Source organism: Acinetobacter sp. YH12095 (genome assembly GCF_013419245.1).
Taxonomy (GTDB): Bacteria; Pseudomonadota; Gammaproteobacteria; order Pseudomonadales; family Moraxellaceae; genus Acinetobacter; species Acinetobacter towneri.
The window spans coordinates 23241-37736 of record NZ_VPAL01000021.1 but is presented as its reverse complement, the minus strand read 5'-3'; the positions used below and the strand labels follow the sequence as shown (position 1 = coordinate 37736).

Sequence of the window (14496 nt, the reverse complement as noted above, 5' to 3'; positions counted from 1 at the left end):
AATCAAGTCATTGTTTTATCAGAAGTTTTAATCTTCATCACCGCCGATGGATGTGCATTATAGGGCAAATATTTCGCCATGCAACCCCTCTTTTTAAGTTTTATCAGTTTTTTAGTCCGAACGGTTATTTATTCGGCAAAATCATTTAGATCTGTATCATTCTTGCTCAAAATTAGCAGTATGCTTATTTTCCAATATTAGCTACACTACTTTAATGTTCATTCGTGTTGTGTTGAAATGACTCAAAATTTAAAAATAATAACCTTGCTGTCATTTGTAGCAATGCAAACACCTATTTTGTATGCTGCACCTGCATCAAATCTTTATAACACTACATTCTCCATTTTAGCGTATGCAAAATGGCAAGCTAGCACGCCCAAACTTTGTGTTGTAAATCAAGATAATATTGCACAACAATTCAAAAAACATGCCCCATTACATAATAAATATGACATTCAACCCATTCAAAGCCATGAAATATCTAAAAGTAATTGTCAAATATTAATTTTTTCTACGCTTTCTGCTGCACAAGAACAACATACCTTAAATACTCAAGTTCGATTTCCAGCCCTATCTATTAGTTTAAACAATCTGGAATGTGAAACTGGCAGCGCTTTTTGTCTTTATAAAAAAAATGATAACTATGCTTTTAAAGTCAACATGGAAAGCTTGACTCAATCTCAAGTGCATATTGATCCGCGTGTATTACTGCTTGCAAAAACATCGGAGTCAAACTCATGAAGCAGTTATACACTCCAATTACCTTGCATCAATTATTCACACGCGCACAACTCACTATCTTTGCTCTGACTTTTACAATTTGTTCAATGATTTTTCTGGTCATTTCAACCTACACCATGAACACCTTCGCAAAAAATAGTTTGCAAAGTTTATCTGCAGCATTAAATGAACGCATTCAGCCTGCAGTGGTTTTTAATGATCAAATGACGCTCAACAAAATTCTGTCTGAACATACGCAGCGTTATTCTATTCGTTCAATTGAAGTACGCTCACCTAAACAGACACGTATTGCCTTTATTGAACAGCAAGGTCTAGAGCATTTTTCAATTCAGGCTTTATTGGACTATCTGTTTTTTAATCATCCTGTTCGGCTGAGTATTGACCATGATCAGCAAAACTATGGCGAACTGGTGGTGTATGGAAACTCTAGTGACTTGGTTAGTTTCTTTTATAAAATCGTTTTAGGTTTAATTTTCGGTTTTATTTTGCTTTTAATTGCTGTGTTTTGGTCAATTAATTCAATTTATCAATATCTCATGCAATCTTTAAGTTCTATTGTCAGCTCGGCACAGGAGATCAGTGCACAAAAAAATTATAAGCTGCACGTTTCAAGTTCAGATATTCAAGAACTTCATGAACTGAGTTATGCCTTTAATGGCTTACTCAATGAAATTGAACAATCCCATAAAAATTTATTGGTCGAAAATCATAAACTGCAATTTCAGTCACAATACGACAATTTAACGCAGCTACCAAATCGTAATTATTTTTATGAAACACTGTTTAAGCTATTTACCCAGCCTTCTGCTACGGCCGCAGTATTTTTTTTAGATATTAATAACTTTAACCAAATCAATAACCAATTTGGGCATTTGACTGGCGATAATATCTTGCGTGATTCATCGCATTGTCTAATTCAGATTTTGCCCTCACATGCGTTTGTTGCGCGTTTAGGTGGCGATGAATTTGCAATAATCTTAACTGGCTCACACTCCACTTCAGAATTAGAGGGTTATTGTCAAAAGATTCATGCGTGCTATGGCTCTACATTTAGGTATGAACAGCAACAAGTTTCCCTAAATGTCAGTATTGGCGTAGCATTGATTGAATATGCCAAAACTCCTGAAAATTTAATTGCCGATGTCGATCGCGCAATGCTCAAAGCCAAACGTGATCAATCAAAATGGTATATTTCACCTCAATCAAACAATAAACAGGTTCCTTATGCTTAAAAAAGTTCTGATCGGTACACTTATTTTTGTTATGGTTTCACTCAGTGCTTGCATGAGTTTAGGGAATGTCAGCTATAAGCAGGCACGCATGCTAAAACAAGAAGGTTTTATTTTAAGTGATGATGGCTGGACTTTAGCCCTGCCTGAACGCTTGTTATTTGGTTTTGATGAATACGCCATTCAAAACAACCAAAAAGAACGCCTGAACCAATTGGCACAACAGCTGCATAAATATGACTTGGATAAACTCAAGTTTATTGGTCACACAGATAACCTAGGCTTAGCCAGCTACAATCAAACCCTTTCTGAAAAACGCGCCCAAAATGTGGCTCAGGTTTTTTTAGATCAAGGTTTTGAAAGAAAAAATATTCAGGTGATTGGGCGCGGTGCAACACAACCAATGGTAAGCAATGACACACCAGCAAATCGTGCCACCAACCGACGCGTCAATGTGACGATTGTGCCTTAATAAAAAAGACACTAAAACTTTCTTATTTTTAGCCTCATTCTTGAGGCTTTTTTATGCCGACCAATAACTAATATGAAGCCAATTTTAAACCTAACAAGGCTTTCACAAATTTCAGGCATAAAAAAACCGCTTAACGCGGTATCTTTATTGACTTGACCATTTATACTTAGCATCTGTTCTATTTAGAAAATGGTCGGAGCAGTAGGATTCGAACCTACGACCCCCTGGTCCCAAACCAGGTGCACTACCAGGCTGTGCTATGCTCCGAAATTGGGGTGAATGACGGGATTCGAACCCGCGACAACTGGAATCACAATCCAGGGCTCTACCAACTGAGCTACATCCACCATCATGTTTGGTTCTTTTATACCAAGCTACCAAAAAATGGCGCGCCTGACAGGATTCGAACCTGTGACCATCCGCTTAGAAGGCGGATGCTCTATCCAACTGAGCTACAGGCGCATGACCGATGATACATAATATCATGCGATACGTTGCCTTGAAGAATTGGTCGGAGCAGTAGGATTCGAACCTACGACCCCCTGGTCCCAAACCAGGTGCACTACCAGGCTGTGCTATGCTCCGATTCATCTCAGCTTTTTGTGTATCGCACATCGTGCGGTACGGTGTGCATTCTAGGCGCGACGCCCGAAGACGTCAACACCTATATTTAAAAAAAATTAAAAAAAAGCTTCAACCGTATATTTATCAAGCATTTTTGATATTTTTCAATCAATTTTAGCGTTTTAAGCTCGCACTGAAATTCAACATACGATCTAGTGGTAATTTAGCACGTTCTGCCATGGCAGGTTCAACGAATACTTCTTGATCACCTGTTTGCAATACATGCAAAATTCCATCCAATTCATTCATCGCCATCCACGGGCAGTGTGCGCATGAACGACAGGTTGCACCCTCACCTGCAGTTGGTGCTTCAATTAGAATTTTATTTGGTACAGCTTGCTGCATCTTGTAGAAAATACCGCGGTCTGTTGCCACAATTAAACGCTCGTGTGGCAAAGTTTTTGCCGCTTGAATAAGTTGCGAGGTACTGCCCACCGCATCAGCTACATCAACAACTGATTCTGGTGATTCTGGATGCACCAAAACTGCTGCATCCGGATACATGGCTTTCATATTGGCTATACCGCGTGAACGGAATTCTTCATGCACAATACACGAACCATCCCAAAGCAGCATATCTGCGCCAGTTTTCTTTTGAATATAGCGTCCTAAGTGCTGATCTGGCGCCCAAATGATTTTTTCACCTAAGCTATCGAGATGTTCAATAATTTCAACCGCACAGCTTGAGGTAACGACCCAATCTGCACGCGCTTTTACCGCAGCGGACGTGTTGGCATAAACCACGACTGTATGATCAGGATGCGCATCACAGAAGCGGCTAAACTCATCGACAGGACAACCTAAGTCTAGCGAACAAGTCGCTTCTAAAGTTGGCATAAGAATGGTTTTTTCTGGCGATAAAATTTTGGCAGTTTCGCCCATAAATTTTACACCAGCTACGACCAACGTGGTTGCCGCATGATCACGACCAAAACGTGCCATTTCCAGTGAATCCGAAACACAGCCACCTGTTAATTCAGCCAGTTCCTGTACTTCAGGATCGCAGTAATAATGGGCAACCAAGACAGCATTGTGCTTTTCGAGTTCTGCTTTAATTTGCGCAAATTTTTCCTGCTTGGCTTGCTCACTCAAATGATGTTCTTTGGTTTCACCCAAGCGATCTAAATGCGCCTGCACAATTGATTTGGCTTCATTGGCAATTAAATTGGTCGCATCATTCATAACAACGTCTTCTCTATCTTCATGCTTGCCCGAACACAAGCTTACTCAAGTCACTGATGATATGGGGGCAATTTACTCATTCACCAGCCCTTTGCCGATTGAATGCTAAAAAAGCCTCACAACGGAGGCTTTATCACTCAATTTGAATTTTTACGAACGGTAATCCGCGTTGATCTTGACATAATCGTAAGACAAGTCACAAGTATAGACTGTATCTGTCGCTTGACCACGTCCTAAATTTACACGAATGGTCATTTCGGTTTGTGCCATGACTCGCGCGCCCGCTGCTTCGGTATAGTCGGCAGCAGCACCGCCATCTTTGCAAATTTGCACATCATCCAACCAAACCTGAATTTTTTCAACGTCTAAATTTGGCACGCCTGCATAACCAATTGCAGCAAGAATACGCCCCCAGTTTGGATCTGAGGCAAAAATGGCCGTTTTTACCAATGGTGAATGTGCAATGCTGTACGCAATATCACAACATTCTTGGGTATTGTCACCATCTTCAACACGTACCGTAATGAATTTTGTTGCACCTTCACCATCACGGATAATCAGTTGTGCCAAACGCAACATCACACGATTCAAAACATCTAATACCACAGCATAACGCGGGTCATTTTCACTGCAAATTTCAGTGCCACCCGCCTGACCTGTCGCCACCAAGATACATGAATCATTGGTCGAGGTATCGCCATCTACAGTAATACGGTTAAACGATTGTTCTACGCTGTGTTTGAGTAATTGCTGCAAGATGTCACGTTGAATTGGTGCATCGGTTGCAACATAGCTAAGCATGGTCGCCATATTTGGGCGAATCATACCTGCACCTTTAGAAATGCCTGTCATGCTATAAGTAATACCATCTAACTCAAACTGCTCAGATGCACCTTTTGGCGTGGTATCTGTGGTCATAATACCTGTCGCAGCATCATGCCAAGCATCCTCACGTAACGATGCCAGCGCAGGCGCTAAACCAGCAACCAAGCGCTCAATCGGCAATTGCTCACCAATCACACCTGTAGAAAATGGCAAAACTTCTTGGGTAGATACACCTGCCAATTCAGCCAATTTGGCACAGGTGATTTCTGCATTTTGCATACCCAATTTGCCTGTACCCGCATTGGCATTACCTGTATTAATGACCAAATAACGCGGATTGCCTTGAGCTAAATGTGCTTTGGACACATGCACAGGCGCAGCGCAAAATGCGTTTTGAGTAAATACGCCCACTACATTTGAGCCTGCTGCAAATTCAAAAATAACCAGGTCACGTCGGTTCTGATAACGCACATAAGCCTCTGCTGAACCAATTTTTACACCTTTGACCACATGCATGTGTGGCATAGAGACGTCACCAACTGCCATTTTGAAATTTCCAGTACAAATTTGAGAATGTCACAGCTTAGTGGAAATTGAAGAAAAAATCGAGCATCCTCCCTGCTTGACTCAACTTTTGTTAATACACAAGGTCATATATAAAAAACCAGCCCGTATGGACTGGTTTTAATCTTCAGTGTAATGCATCAGCAACTAAAATTATACTGATTGAGCCTATTTGGATTATGGCGTAGTCGCAACCACGGTTTCACCCAATAAAGCCTGTTTTGCACGTTCTTGACTTGCTGCAGATAAAGCAGGATTTGCAGCCACAATACGATTTACATTGGCAGCATTCGCAGGTGCAATCGCTGCAGTATGCAACACGATTGGACGCTGATCTGGATTGGCAAAGGTATAACGAATACCTGTGCGTGGGCTTGCCACAGTCACGTGACCATTATCCACTTGAGCCTGTGCTGTAGTGGGTCCTACAGCAGCCTGAACTTTTGCAGCAGTGGTCGTTGTCGCTGTAGCATTCGCAAAGGTCAACGTTGGCAAGCTAAGTGCGACAATCATTAAAGGTTGTAATACTTTTTTCATTTTTTGTTCCACGTATGGATATATTGCATGTGCAACTAAATAGCATTTAATTCCAAAATCTGCAAATGCTATACACATCTTGCAAAACTATTGCTACAAAGTTTTAAGCCAAAATGCGATAAAAAAGCAGAACCGAAGTTCTGCTTTGCAAAGTTCATCAAACTTAAATTTTACCGTGACACTGCTTGTATTTCAGTCCTGAACCACATGGACATGGTGAGTTACGGCTTGCAGGTGGTACCACCGCTTGATCAGCAGCTACCGCTTGCGGTTCTGATTCAAAGGTTTCACCCGTTAAGCCGTCTACATCGGCATGAGAAAGGTTCAACTGCATGGCTTCGGCCTGTGCCTGTTGTTGCGCTTCCATGGCAGCCAATTCTTCAGGCGTTGGGACGTGTACACGTGATAAATCAGTGACCACATCAGCTTTAATCACACCCAGCATGTTCACAAATAAGTTAAATGCTTCTTTTTTGTATTCTTGCTCAGGGTTCTTTTGCGCATAGCCGCGTAAATGAATACCTTGACGTAAATAGTCCATTGCCGCCAAGTGATCTTTCCAATGACGATCAAGTGAACTGAGCATAAAGTGGCGTTCTAACATCGCTGCAGATTCATCACCCATTTGCTCACGACGTGCACGATAACGTGTGACAATTTCATCGGCAATACGTTCTACTAAAGCTTCTTCATCTAGGCGACGATCATCTTCGAGCCATTGGTTAATTGGTAATTCGATGCCCAAATCATCACGCAAGGCACGCTCTAAACCTTCAATATCCCATTGATCATGAATCGATTCTGGTGGAATATAATTGGCGATCATACCTGTGACCACTTCACGGTGCATTTCTTCAATATAGTCTTGCAGCGTGCTTTCTGCCAGAATATCATCACGCTGTGAATAAATGATCTTACGTTGTTCGTTGTTTACGTCATCGTATTTCAACAAGTTTTTACGGATGTCGAAGTTACGTGCCTCAACTTTACGCTGTGCATTTTCGATAGAGCGTGACACCATTTTGTGTTCAATCGCTTCATCTTCCTGCAAGCCCATAGCACGCATCATTGCTACAACACGATCACCTGCGAAAATACGCATTAAGTCATCTTCAAGTGACAAATAGAAACGTGACACGCCTGGGTCACCCTGACGACCTGCACGACCACGCAACTGGTTGTCAATACGGCGCGATTCGTGACGTTCTGAACCAATAATGTGTAAGCCACCTGAACTTAACACCATGTCGTGATTTTGTTCCCACTCTGCCTTTAAACGCGCTTCATCTTCAGGGGTTGGGTTTTCAATTTTGGCTAGCAGGGCTTTCCAGTTACCACCTAGCAAAATATCTGTACCACGGCCTGCCATGTTCGTGGCAATAGTCACCGCACGTGGTGAGCCTGCTTGCGCAATGATGTCAGCTTCGCGTTCGTGTTGCTTCGCATTTAACACTTCGTGCTGAATACCCGCTTCACGCAGTTTGTCCGATAAAATTTCCGAAGCTTCAATGGTTGCGGTACCAATCAAAATTGGCGCTACACCCGCTTCATGCACACGCTGAATTTCTTGAATAATTGCGTTGTATTTGCCTGCACGGTTTAAATAAATCAAATCGTTCTGGTCATTACGAATCATTGGGCGGTGGGTTGGAATAATCACCACATCCAAACCATAAATTTCTTTCATTTCTGCAGCTTCAGTATCTGCAGTACCCGTCATACCCGATAATTTTTTGTATAAACGGAAATAGTTCTGGAAAGTTGTGGTCGCTAAAGTTTGGTTTTCAGGCTGAATTTCTAAGCCTTCTTTGGCTTCTACCGCTTGGTGCAAGCCTTCTGACCAGCGACGGCCAGGCATGGTACGACCTGTGTTTTCATCGACAATAATCACTTCACCATCATGGATGATGTAATGCACGTTGCGTTGATACAAGAAGTGCGCACGAATAGCTGCAGATACGTGATGCACCAAATTCAGGTTAGATGCAGAATACAGACTTTCGCCTTCTGCCAATAAACCCATTTGAATTAATTCATTTTCTACCGTTTCATAACCAATTTCGGTCATTTCTACAGTACGTTGTTTTTCATCAATCCAGAAATGTCCACCATCGGCTACTTTTTCTTCTTTTTGTGCATGCAATTTTGGCGGAATGGTGTTGATTGCTGCATATAACTGCGATGAGTCATCACTTTGACCAGAAATGATTAATGGGGTACGTGCTTCATCAATTAAGATCGAGTCCACTTCATCAATAATGGCATAAGTCAGACCACGCTGTTTTTTCTCACTCAGCGAGAACACCATGTTGTCACGCAAGTAGTCGAAACCAAATTCGTTATTGGTACCGTAGGTAATGTCTGCGCGATAAGCCTGTGCTTTTTCAGTCGGGTCTTGCATGGAATAGATAATGCCAATGCTTAAACCTAAAAACTCAAATAAAGGGCGGTTGAGTTCGGCATCACGCTGTGCCAAGTAGTCGTTCACAGTAATGACGTGCACGCCCTGACCGCTTAAAGCATTTAAATAACAGGCCAAAGTTCCCATTAGGGTTTTACCTTCACCTGTACGCATTTCTGCAATTTTACCTTCATGCAAGGTAATACCACCAATCAACTGCACGTCATAGTGACGCATGCTCATGACACGTTTGGCGGCTTCACGACATACTGCAAATGCTTCTGGTAATAATTTATCTAAACTTTCGCCTTTGTTATAACGTTGTTTGAATTCTTCGGTTTTTGCAGATAAGTCTGCATCGCTTAAGGCAGATATCGTCGGCTCGAGCGCATTAATCTTGTCTACGATTTTACGCATGCGTTTGAGTTCGCGCTCATTTTTAGTACCGAAGATTCCTCCGATCAGACTTGCCAACATGAATAAACTCTCTAAATCTTGCTTGTCAAATAAATAGGTTTTTCTTAGTGGTTATTATGGTGCTAGAAATTTGAAGTACAAGGGTTTTGCACAAAAACCTATTAAAAATTCCAATCTCTACTTGCCATTTCTCGCTGCTAAGTAGCAGTTAATGTAACAAATTTCGAGCGGACGATATATAGCAATCACACATCAATCTATTTTGAAAATGCAATAAAAATGACACACCATATTCAAATTACTCATAAGCACATACAAAAACACTATTTAATTCTGCAAAAGGAATGGCGCATAGTAGTACGCATACATCACACAACAAAACAAGACAGAGGTACACAATGACTATTCGCTTAGGTGACATCGCACCCAACTTCACACAAGATTCAAATGAAGGCCCAATTGATTTTTATGAATTTTTAGGTGACAGCTGGGGCATTCTATTTTCGCATCCTGCCGATTACACACCTGTCTGCACCACCGAGCTAGGCTATACCGCAAAACTGAAAGATGAATTCAGCAAGCGCAATGTCAAAGCGATTGCACTTTCTGTAGATGATGCTGAATCTCATAAAGGCTGGATTCAAGATATTAACGAAACTCAAGATACAACGGTTAATTTCCCAATTCTTGCTGACCAAGATCGTAAAGTGTCTACCCTGTACGATTTTATTCACCCGAATGCCAGCGAAACACTGACTGTCCGCTCATTAATCATTATTGATCCAAATAAAAAAGTACGCTTGATCATTACTTATCCTGCTTCTACAGGACGTAATTTCCACGAAATTTTACGTGTCATTGATTCACTACAACTGACTGACAATTACAAGGTTGCAACGCCTGCCAACTGGCAAGATGGTGAAGATGTGGTCATTGTGCCTGCCATTCAGGATGAAGCGGAACTTAAAGAACGCTTCCCAAGTGGATATAAAGCCATCAAGCCTTATTTACGTTTGACCAAACAACCGAACCGCACTTAATTAAGTGTTACATGAGCAAGCCTATCTTCGGATAGGCTTTTTACAATCAAAGCATTTGAAACACGCCTAAACTCAATCAGCATTAAAAAAGGATTTAACCCAAAAGATTAAATCCTTTTTAATAAACATTTTGATCGAATGATCTAGTCGCGTTTATCTAACGGTACCCAGTCAATCACCCATGCAGATTTCATATTCAAACTTGGGTCTGCGGTAATTTTCTTGCGGGTTGCATCTGCAGCATCACGGTCTTTAGATGGCCCAACCATAATCCGAACCCCTTTAGACGTTGGACTTTGGGTGACTTTATAACCTTTGGCTTTCAGTTTTGCCGCCAAAGCATCGGCATTGGCTTGGTTAGCAGCCAAAGCCACTTGTACCATCCACTGCTTATCACCTTCTTCCAATAACTTACGTGCTTTTTCAGCTTCAGTCTTTTTCTTGGCTGCTTCTTCAGCTTTGCGTTTTTCCTCAGCTTTACGCTTATCTTCGGCAGCCTTACGTTCTGCTTCTTTTTTCGCTTCAGCGGCTTTGCGCTCTTGTTCAGCTTTACGTTTTGCATCGGCTTGGCGTTGTTCTTCCGCTAAACGTTTTTCTTCTGCAATGCGTTTTTCTTCCGCTAAACGCTTTTCATCTGCTGCTTTTTTCTCTGCAGCACTACGCTCTTGCGCAGCTTTTAACTCAGCAGCTTTCTTGGCATCCGTTGCCTTTTGCTGCTCTAACTTCTTTTGCTGGGCGGCTTTTTCTTCAGCCAAACGCTTTTGCTTGGCTTGTTCATCTTCGACCAATTCAGGCGGAATATTGTCAGAACTTTGCTGCTGACCAGAACGCAATGCATTTAAAGCAGCATATTCTTCTGCAGCTTTACGCGCTGCTTCAGCTTCTGCCTGTTGCTGCATTGCTAAAAACTCAGCTGCACGCGCTTCTTGCTCTGCCACTGCTTTTTCACGCGCACGGCGTTGTTCTTCAAGCAGACGCTGTTCGGTTTGCACATCGACAGTTAAAGGCTGCAATTGCACCATTTCTGCCTGATTGGCATTTTTATGTTGAACTTGTTCGGCTTGGCTTGGGGTTTTCACATTATTTTGATGTATTTCTTCTTGCCCTTTTAAAAGCAATGCTGCCAATAAAACACCACCACCTAATAAAACAACGCCACCCATCCAGCGCTGTTTGTTATTCATTGACATTCTTCCAAATACTCCCATACCGCTTCTAAGGTATGAAATGATCCACATACCAAAATCAGCTGATTATTTTTTGTTTCATCCAGTGCTGATTTAAAAGCCAATTGTATACTGTCGAAGTGTTGTATTGTTTCGCCTTGCAAAGCCTGATCCAAAACCGTGATCTCTGCCGCACGAGGCACATTTAATGTGGCAATTTTCCACATTACGACACTATCTTTCAACAACTCAACCACAGAATTTATATCTTTATCTGCAAGCATTGAAAAAACACTGACCACTTCAGTGTACTGTTTATTGTAATTTAAGAAATTGCGCAATTGCTTTAACAAAAATTCAACGCCATGCGGGTTATGTCCTGCATCAAAAATCACAGTTTTGCCCTGAATTTGACAAACTTCAAAACGTCCTGCCAATTTAGCCGTTTGAATACCTTGTGCAATTGCGTCTTGGGTGATTTCTAAACCACTGTGCAAGACTGCTGCCACAGCCGTTGAAATATTATCGAGGGCTAAACTGCCTGTTGGAAGTTTTAAGGTGCAGCCCGATGCAGCAAACATCCATGACTGACCATCTTGCATATCCCGATAAAAATAATCACGATTCAAGACAAACAAAGGTGCATTGCAGGTTGCTGCTTTGTCGTGAATAGCTTGAGGCAAATCTTGCTGACCTGCAAAAATGACAGGAATGTTAGGACGAATAATGCCTGCTTTTTCATAGGCAATTTTTTCGATGCTATCGCCTAACCAATCGACATGATCTAAACCGATATTGGTAATAACCGCCACATCAGGATTGACGACATTGACCACATCTAAGCGTCCACCTAAACCGACTTCAAGCACCCATACATCGCAATCACGTGCTTTAAAAATCACAAAGGCTGCCAAAGTCGTGGCCTCAAAAAAAGATAAACTCAGATCGCAATCACGTCGTGCTTGATCGACTTGCACAAAAGCATCAATCAAACTTTGGTCATCGATTTCGACGCCTGCTAATTTGACTCGTTCATTAAAACGGTAAATATGTGGCGATTGGTACAACCCAACCCGATAGCCCTGCGCATTTAAAATAGCCGCTAAAGTGGTTGTGGTTGAGCCTTTGCCATTGGTTCCCGCAACCGTAATGACTTTAGCTTTAGGATGGGTTACACCCAATTTTTCTGCAACGGGAATGACCCGTTCCAAACCTAAATCAATACCCGTAACGTGAACATGGCTCCAATAATTGAGCCATGTGTTTAAATCATCGGTTGCAAGAGGTGCTGTGTTCAAGGCAAGTTCATCAGTTTCGCAAGAATACGATAAACTGTATCACGTAATGCATGACGATGGACAATTTGATCGACCACACCATGATCAAGTAAGTATTCTGCACGTTGGAACGGTTCTTCCAGTTTTTCACGTACAGTTTGCTCAATGACACGTTTACCCGCAAAACCAATCATCGCTTTAGGTTCTGCAATGTGTACATCACCCAGCATCGCCAATGATGCAGTTACACCACCATATACAGGATGTGTTAATACTACGATGTAAGGTAAGCCTGCTTCTTTCATACGTTGAATTGCTGCAGAAGTACGCGCCATTTGCATTAATGACAACATGCCTTCTTGCATACGCGCACCGCCCGATGCTGCGAAGCAAATTAACGGTTGTTTTTGCTGAATCGCACGTTCAGCAGCTTGCACAAAACGGTCACCCACTACGGTACCCATTGAGCCGCCCATAAAATCAAACTCAAATGCACAAGCAATGACTGGCATATCTTTTAATAAGCCCTGCATCACCACTAAAGCTTCGGTTTCACCCGTTTTCTTTTGCGCTTCAGTCATACGCTCAGGATAAGCTTTGCTGTCTACAAATTTGAGTGGGTCTTTGGCAGAGAATTCTTGACCTAATTCGTTTTGCACTTGGTCAAAGAACCAAGTTAAACGCTCACGCGCTTTCATACGTAAATGTTCATCACATTGTGGGCATACATAAGCGTTGAACGACATTGCCGTACGTGTCACCAAGGCATGACATTCTGGACATTCAATCGTTGGTTCAGTAAAGATCGCTTTTAACGCTTGTTGCTCATCTGGTGTTTCAATACCAGGTACACCACGTGCAGTCCACGGCGTCGATGGGCTTAGAATTTTCCCTGTTTTCACTTCTTGATTCATACTAACTCATCGAGCGCAGCTCGAAGCTCCTTCACTTTATTAACCGTTGCAATGACGGCTTGTTCTGGTGCTAAGCTCGCAAATTGTTTTACAAAAGCACTTCCGACAATGACTGCGTCGGCAGCCGCGCCCATTGCTTTGGCAGATGCAGCATCACTGATGCCAAAACCCACACCCACAGGCACGTTGGTTACAGCTTTAATCTGTTGGATGCGGGTTGCTGCTTCTGCAACATCAAGTGTTGCTGCACCCGTCACGCCTTTCAAAGAAACATAATAAATAAAGCCACTGGCTTGGTTTGCAACAAATTGAATACGCTCTGGTGTAGAAGTTGGCGCTAACAAGAAAATTTGATTCATCCCATATTTATTCAGGACTTCATCAAATTCTTGGGCTTCTTCAGGTGGTAAATCGACCAGAAGTACACCATCGACACCACAGTCATGTGCATATTCAACAAACTTTTCATAACCAATGACTTCTACAGGGTTTAAATATCCCATCAATACCACAGGAGTTTCCTGATCTTTTTGACGGAACTCTTTGACCATGTTTAAAGCATCTAGCGTATTGGTTCCACCTGCCAACGCTCGCTCTGCAGCGAGGGCAATTACTGGACCATCAGCCATTGGGTCTGAAAACGGCAAACCTAATTCAACGACATCTACCCCTGCCTCGACCATTTGATGTAACAACGGAACTGTGACTTCTGGATGAGGGTCACCTGCCATAACATAAGAAACCAAGGCCTTACGCTGTTGAGATTCAAGCTGTGCAAATCGTGTGGCTAAACGTGACATAGGGTTGTATTTTCCTTGAATGATTAAAACTGAGACATTTGCTATTGTAGAAATACAAATTGACCCATTGTAACGCTATTTTTTACTCAATGAATAGCGCACAGGCATGGGTTGCTGCATTTCTGTTTGCAAAACGATTTATTCAGAACAACCGCGAGGCTACATTTACTGATATTTGCGCTTTTTTCTCAATGATCAAAGATGCCTAATTTTGCCTGCTTATCGGTTTTTGAAACTTGCTCAATCGTGCTTTTAAATTTAAAAATATTGATAAAAATAAACAACTTCAGGTTTTATCTTAGGCTTT

The 14496-nt window shown here is 42.0% G+C and carries 12 protein-coding genes and 4 tRNA genes; 4 read left to right on the top strand and 12 right to left on the bottom strand.

Annotated features, from left to right (window positions below):
• Positions 1 to 237: 237 nt before the first annotated feature.
• Genes FTU35_RS11875 through FTU35_RS11865 form a run of 3 tightly spaced genes read left to right on the top strand, consistent with a single transcriptional unit; the run spans position 238 to position 2442 of the window.
• Positions 238 to 741, top strand: a complete 504-nt coding sequence (locus FTU35_RS11875; protein WP_096902398.1) for a YfiR family protein — start codon at positions 238 to 240, stop codon at positions 739 to 741.
• A complete protein-coding gene (locus FTU35_RS11870) occupies positions 738 to 1973 on the top strand; it encodes a diguanylate cyclase domain-containing protein (protein ID WP_154321032.1) in 1236 nt (411 codons plus the stop codon). The genes FTU35_RS11875 and FTU35_RS11870 overlap by 4 nt, the downstream gene beginning before the upstream one ends.
• Positions 1966 to 2442, top strand: coding sequence for an OmpA family protein (locus FTU35_RS11865; RefSeq protein ID WP_154321033.1), 477 nt, complete (start codon positions 1966 to 1968; stop codon positions 2440 to 2442). Before FTU35_RS11870 ends, FTU35_RS11865 begins: the two co-directional genes overlap by 8 nt.
• Positions 2443 to 2632: 190 nt before the next feature.
• On the opposite strand, the gene FTU35_RS11860 is transcribed toward FTU35_RS11865, so the two are convergent.
• The 8 genes from FTU35_RS11860 to secA form a co-directional block, all read right to left on the bottom strand.
• Positions 2633 to 2709 (bottom strand) — tRNA-Pro (locus tag FTU35_RS11860).
• Between the two features lie 4 nt (positions 2710 to 2713).
• Positions 2714 to 2789 (bottom strand) — tRNA-His (locus tag FTU35_RS11855).
• Between the two features lie 38 nt (positions 2790 to 2827).
• Positions 2828 to 2904, bottom strand: a tRNA-Arg gene (locus tag FTU35_RS11850).
• A gap of 46 nt (positions 2905 to 2950) precedes the next feature.
• Positions 2951 to 3027: transfer RNA gene (locus FTU35_RS11845), tRNA-Pro, on the bottom strand.
• Positions 3028 to 3180: 153 nt separating this feature from the next.
• On the bottom strand, positions 3181 to 4248 hold the full coding sequence (gene nadA, locus FTU35_RS11840) for a quinolinate synthase NadA (protein ID WP_026438463.1): 1068 nt from the start codon (positions 4246 to 4248) through the stop codon (positions 3181 to 3183).
• A 150-nt stretch (positions 4249 to 4398) separates the two neighbouring features.
• Positions 4399 to 5619 carry a bifunctional glutamate N-acetyltransferase/amino-acid acetyltransferase ArgJ gene (argJ, locus tag FTU35_RS11835; RefSeq protein ID WP_096902401.1) on the bottom strand — a complete coding sequence of 407 codons (1221 nt, stop codon included), beginning with the start codon at positions 5617 to 5619 and terminating at the stop codon, positions 4399 to 4401.
• Positions 5620 to 5814: 195 nt separating this feature from the next.
• A complete protein-coding gene (locus FTU35_RS11830; protein WP_154321034.1) occupies positions 5815 to 6174 on the bottom strand; it encodes a hypothetical protein in 360 nt (119 codons plus the stop codon).
• Between the two features lie 163 nt (positions 6175 to 6337).
• On the bottom strand, positions 6338 to 9052 hold the full coding sequence (secA, locus tag FTU35_RS11825) for a preprotein translocase subunit SecA (RefSeq protein ID WP_154321035.1): 2715 nt from the start codon (positions 9050 to 9052) through the stop codon (positions 6338 to 6340).
• A gap of 338 nt (positions 9053 to 9390) precedes the next feature.
• Here secA and FTU35_RS11820 point away from each other — a divergent pair, with 338 nt between their 5' ends.
• Positions 9391 to 10032 (top strand): peroxiredoxin, encoded by a 642-nt coding sequence (locus FTU35_RS11820; RefSeq protein WP_136144594.1) that lies wholly within the window; start codon positions 9391 to 9393, stop codon positions 10030 to 10032.
• Positions 10033 to 10175: 143 nt separating this feature from the next.
• Here the strand turns inward: FTU35_RS11820 and FTU35_RS11815 are convergent, their stop codons facing one another.
• The 4 genes from FTU35_RS11815 to trpA are packed head-to-tail and all read right to left on the bottom strand — an operon-like array spanning position 10176 to position 14189.
• The gene (locus tag FTU35_RS11815) at positions 10176 to 11222 is read right to left on the bottom strand and encodes an SPOR domain-containing protein (protein ID WP_373683427.1); all 1047 of its coding nucleotides are present in this window, start codon (positions 11220 to 11222) and stop codon (positions 10176 to 10178) included.
• Positions 11213 to 12496, bottom strand: coding sequence for a bifunctional tetrahydrofolate synthase/dihydrofolate synthase (folC, locus tag FTU35_RS11810; RefSeq protein ID WP_154321037.1), 1284 nt, complete (start codon positions 12494 to 12496; stop codon positions 11213 to 11215). The genes FTU35_RS11815 and folC overlap by 10 nt, the downstream gene beginning before the upstream one ends.
• Positions 12493 to 13389, bottom strand: a complete 897-nt coding sequence (accD, locus tag FTU35_RS11805; RefSeq protein WP_154321038.1) for an acetyl-CoA carboxylase, carboxyltransferase subunit beta — start codon at positions 13387 to 13389, stop codon at positions 12493 to 12495. Before accD ends, folC begins: the two co-directional genes overlap by 4 nt.
• Positions 13386 to 14189: a tryptophan synthase subunit alpha gene (trpA, locus tag FTU35_RS11800; RefSeq protein ID WP_004976260.1), complete on the bottom strand. Its 804-nt coding sequence runs from the start codon at positions 14187 to 14189 to the stop codon at positions 13386 to 13388. The genes accD and trpA overlap by 4 nt, the downstream gene beginning before the upstream one ends.
• Positions 14190 to 14496 lie beyond the last annotated feature (307 nt).

Excerpts from the sequence above, each read along its gene's own strand:
- FTU35_RS11875 (WP_096902398.1), top strand. The coding sequence starts at position 238 with ATGACTCAAAATTTAAAAATAATAACCTTGCTGTCATTTGTAGCAATG.
- FTU35_RS11870 (WP_154321032.1), top strand. The coding sequence starts at position 738 with ATGAAGCAGTTATACACTCCAATTACCTTGCATCAATTATTCACACGC.
- FTU35_RS11865 (WP_154321033.1), top strand. The coding sequence starts at position 1,966 with ATGCTTAAAAAAGTTCTGATCGGTACACTTATTTTTGTTATGGTTTCA.
- nadA (WP_026438463.1), bottom strand. The coding sequence starts at position 4,248 with ATGAATGATGCGACCAATTTAATTGCCAATGAAGCCAAATCAATTGTG.
- argJ (WP_096902401.1), bottom strand. The coding sequence starts at position 5,619 with ATGGCAGTTGGTGACGTCTCTATGCCACACATGCATGTGGTCAAAGGT.
- FTU35_RS11830 (WP_154321034.1), bottom strand. The coding sequence starts at position 6,174 with ATGAAAAAAGTATTACAACCTTTAATGATTGTCGCACTTAGCTTGCCA.
- secA (WP_154321035.1), bottom strand. The coding sequence starts at position 9,052 with ATGTTGGCAAGTCTGATCGGAGGAATCTTCGGTACTAAAAATGAGCGC.
- FTU35_RS11820 (WP_136144594.1), top strand. The coding sequence starts at position 9,391 with ATGACTATTCGCTTAGGTGACATCGCACCCAACTTCACACAAGATTCA.
- FTU35_RS11815 (WP_373683427.1), bottom strand. The coding sequence starts at position 11,222 with ATGTCAATGAATAACAAACAGCGCTGGATGGGTGGCGTTGTTTTATTA.
- accD (WP_154321038.1), bottom strand. The coding sequence starts at position 13,389 with ATGAATCAAGAAGTGAAAACAGGGAAAATTCTAAGCCCATCGACGCCG.
- trpA (WP_004976260.1), bottom strand. The coding sequence starts at position 14,189 with ATGTCACGTTTAGCCACACGATTTGCACAGCTTGAATCTCAACAGCGT.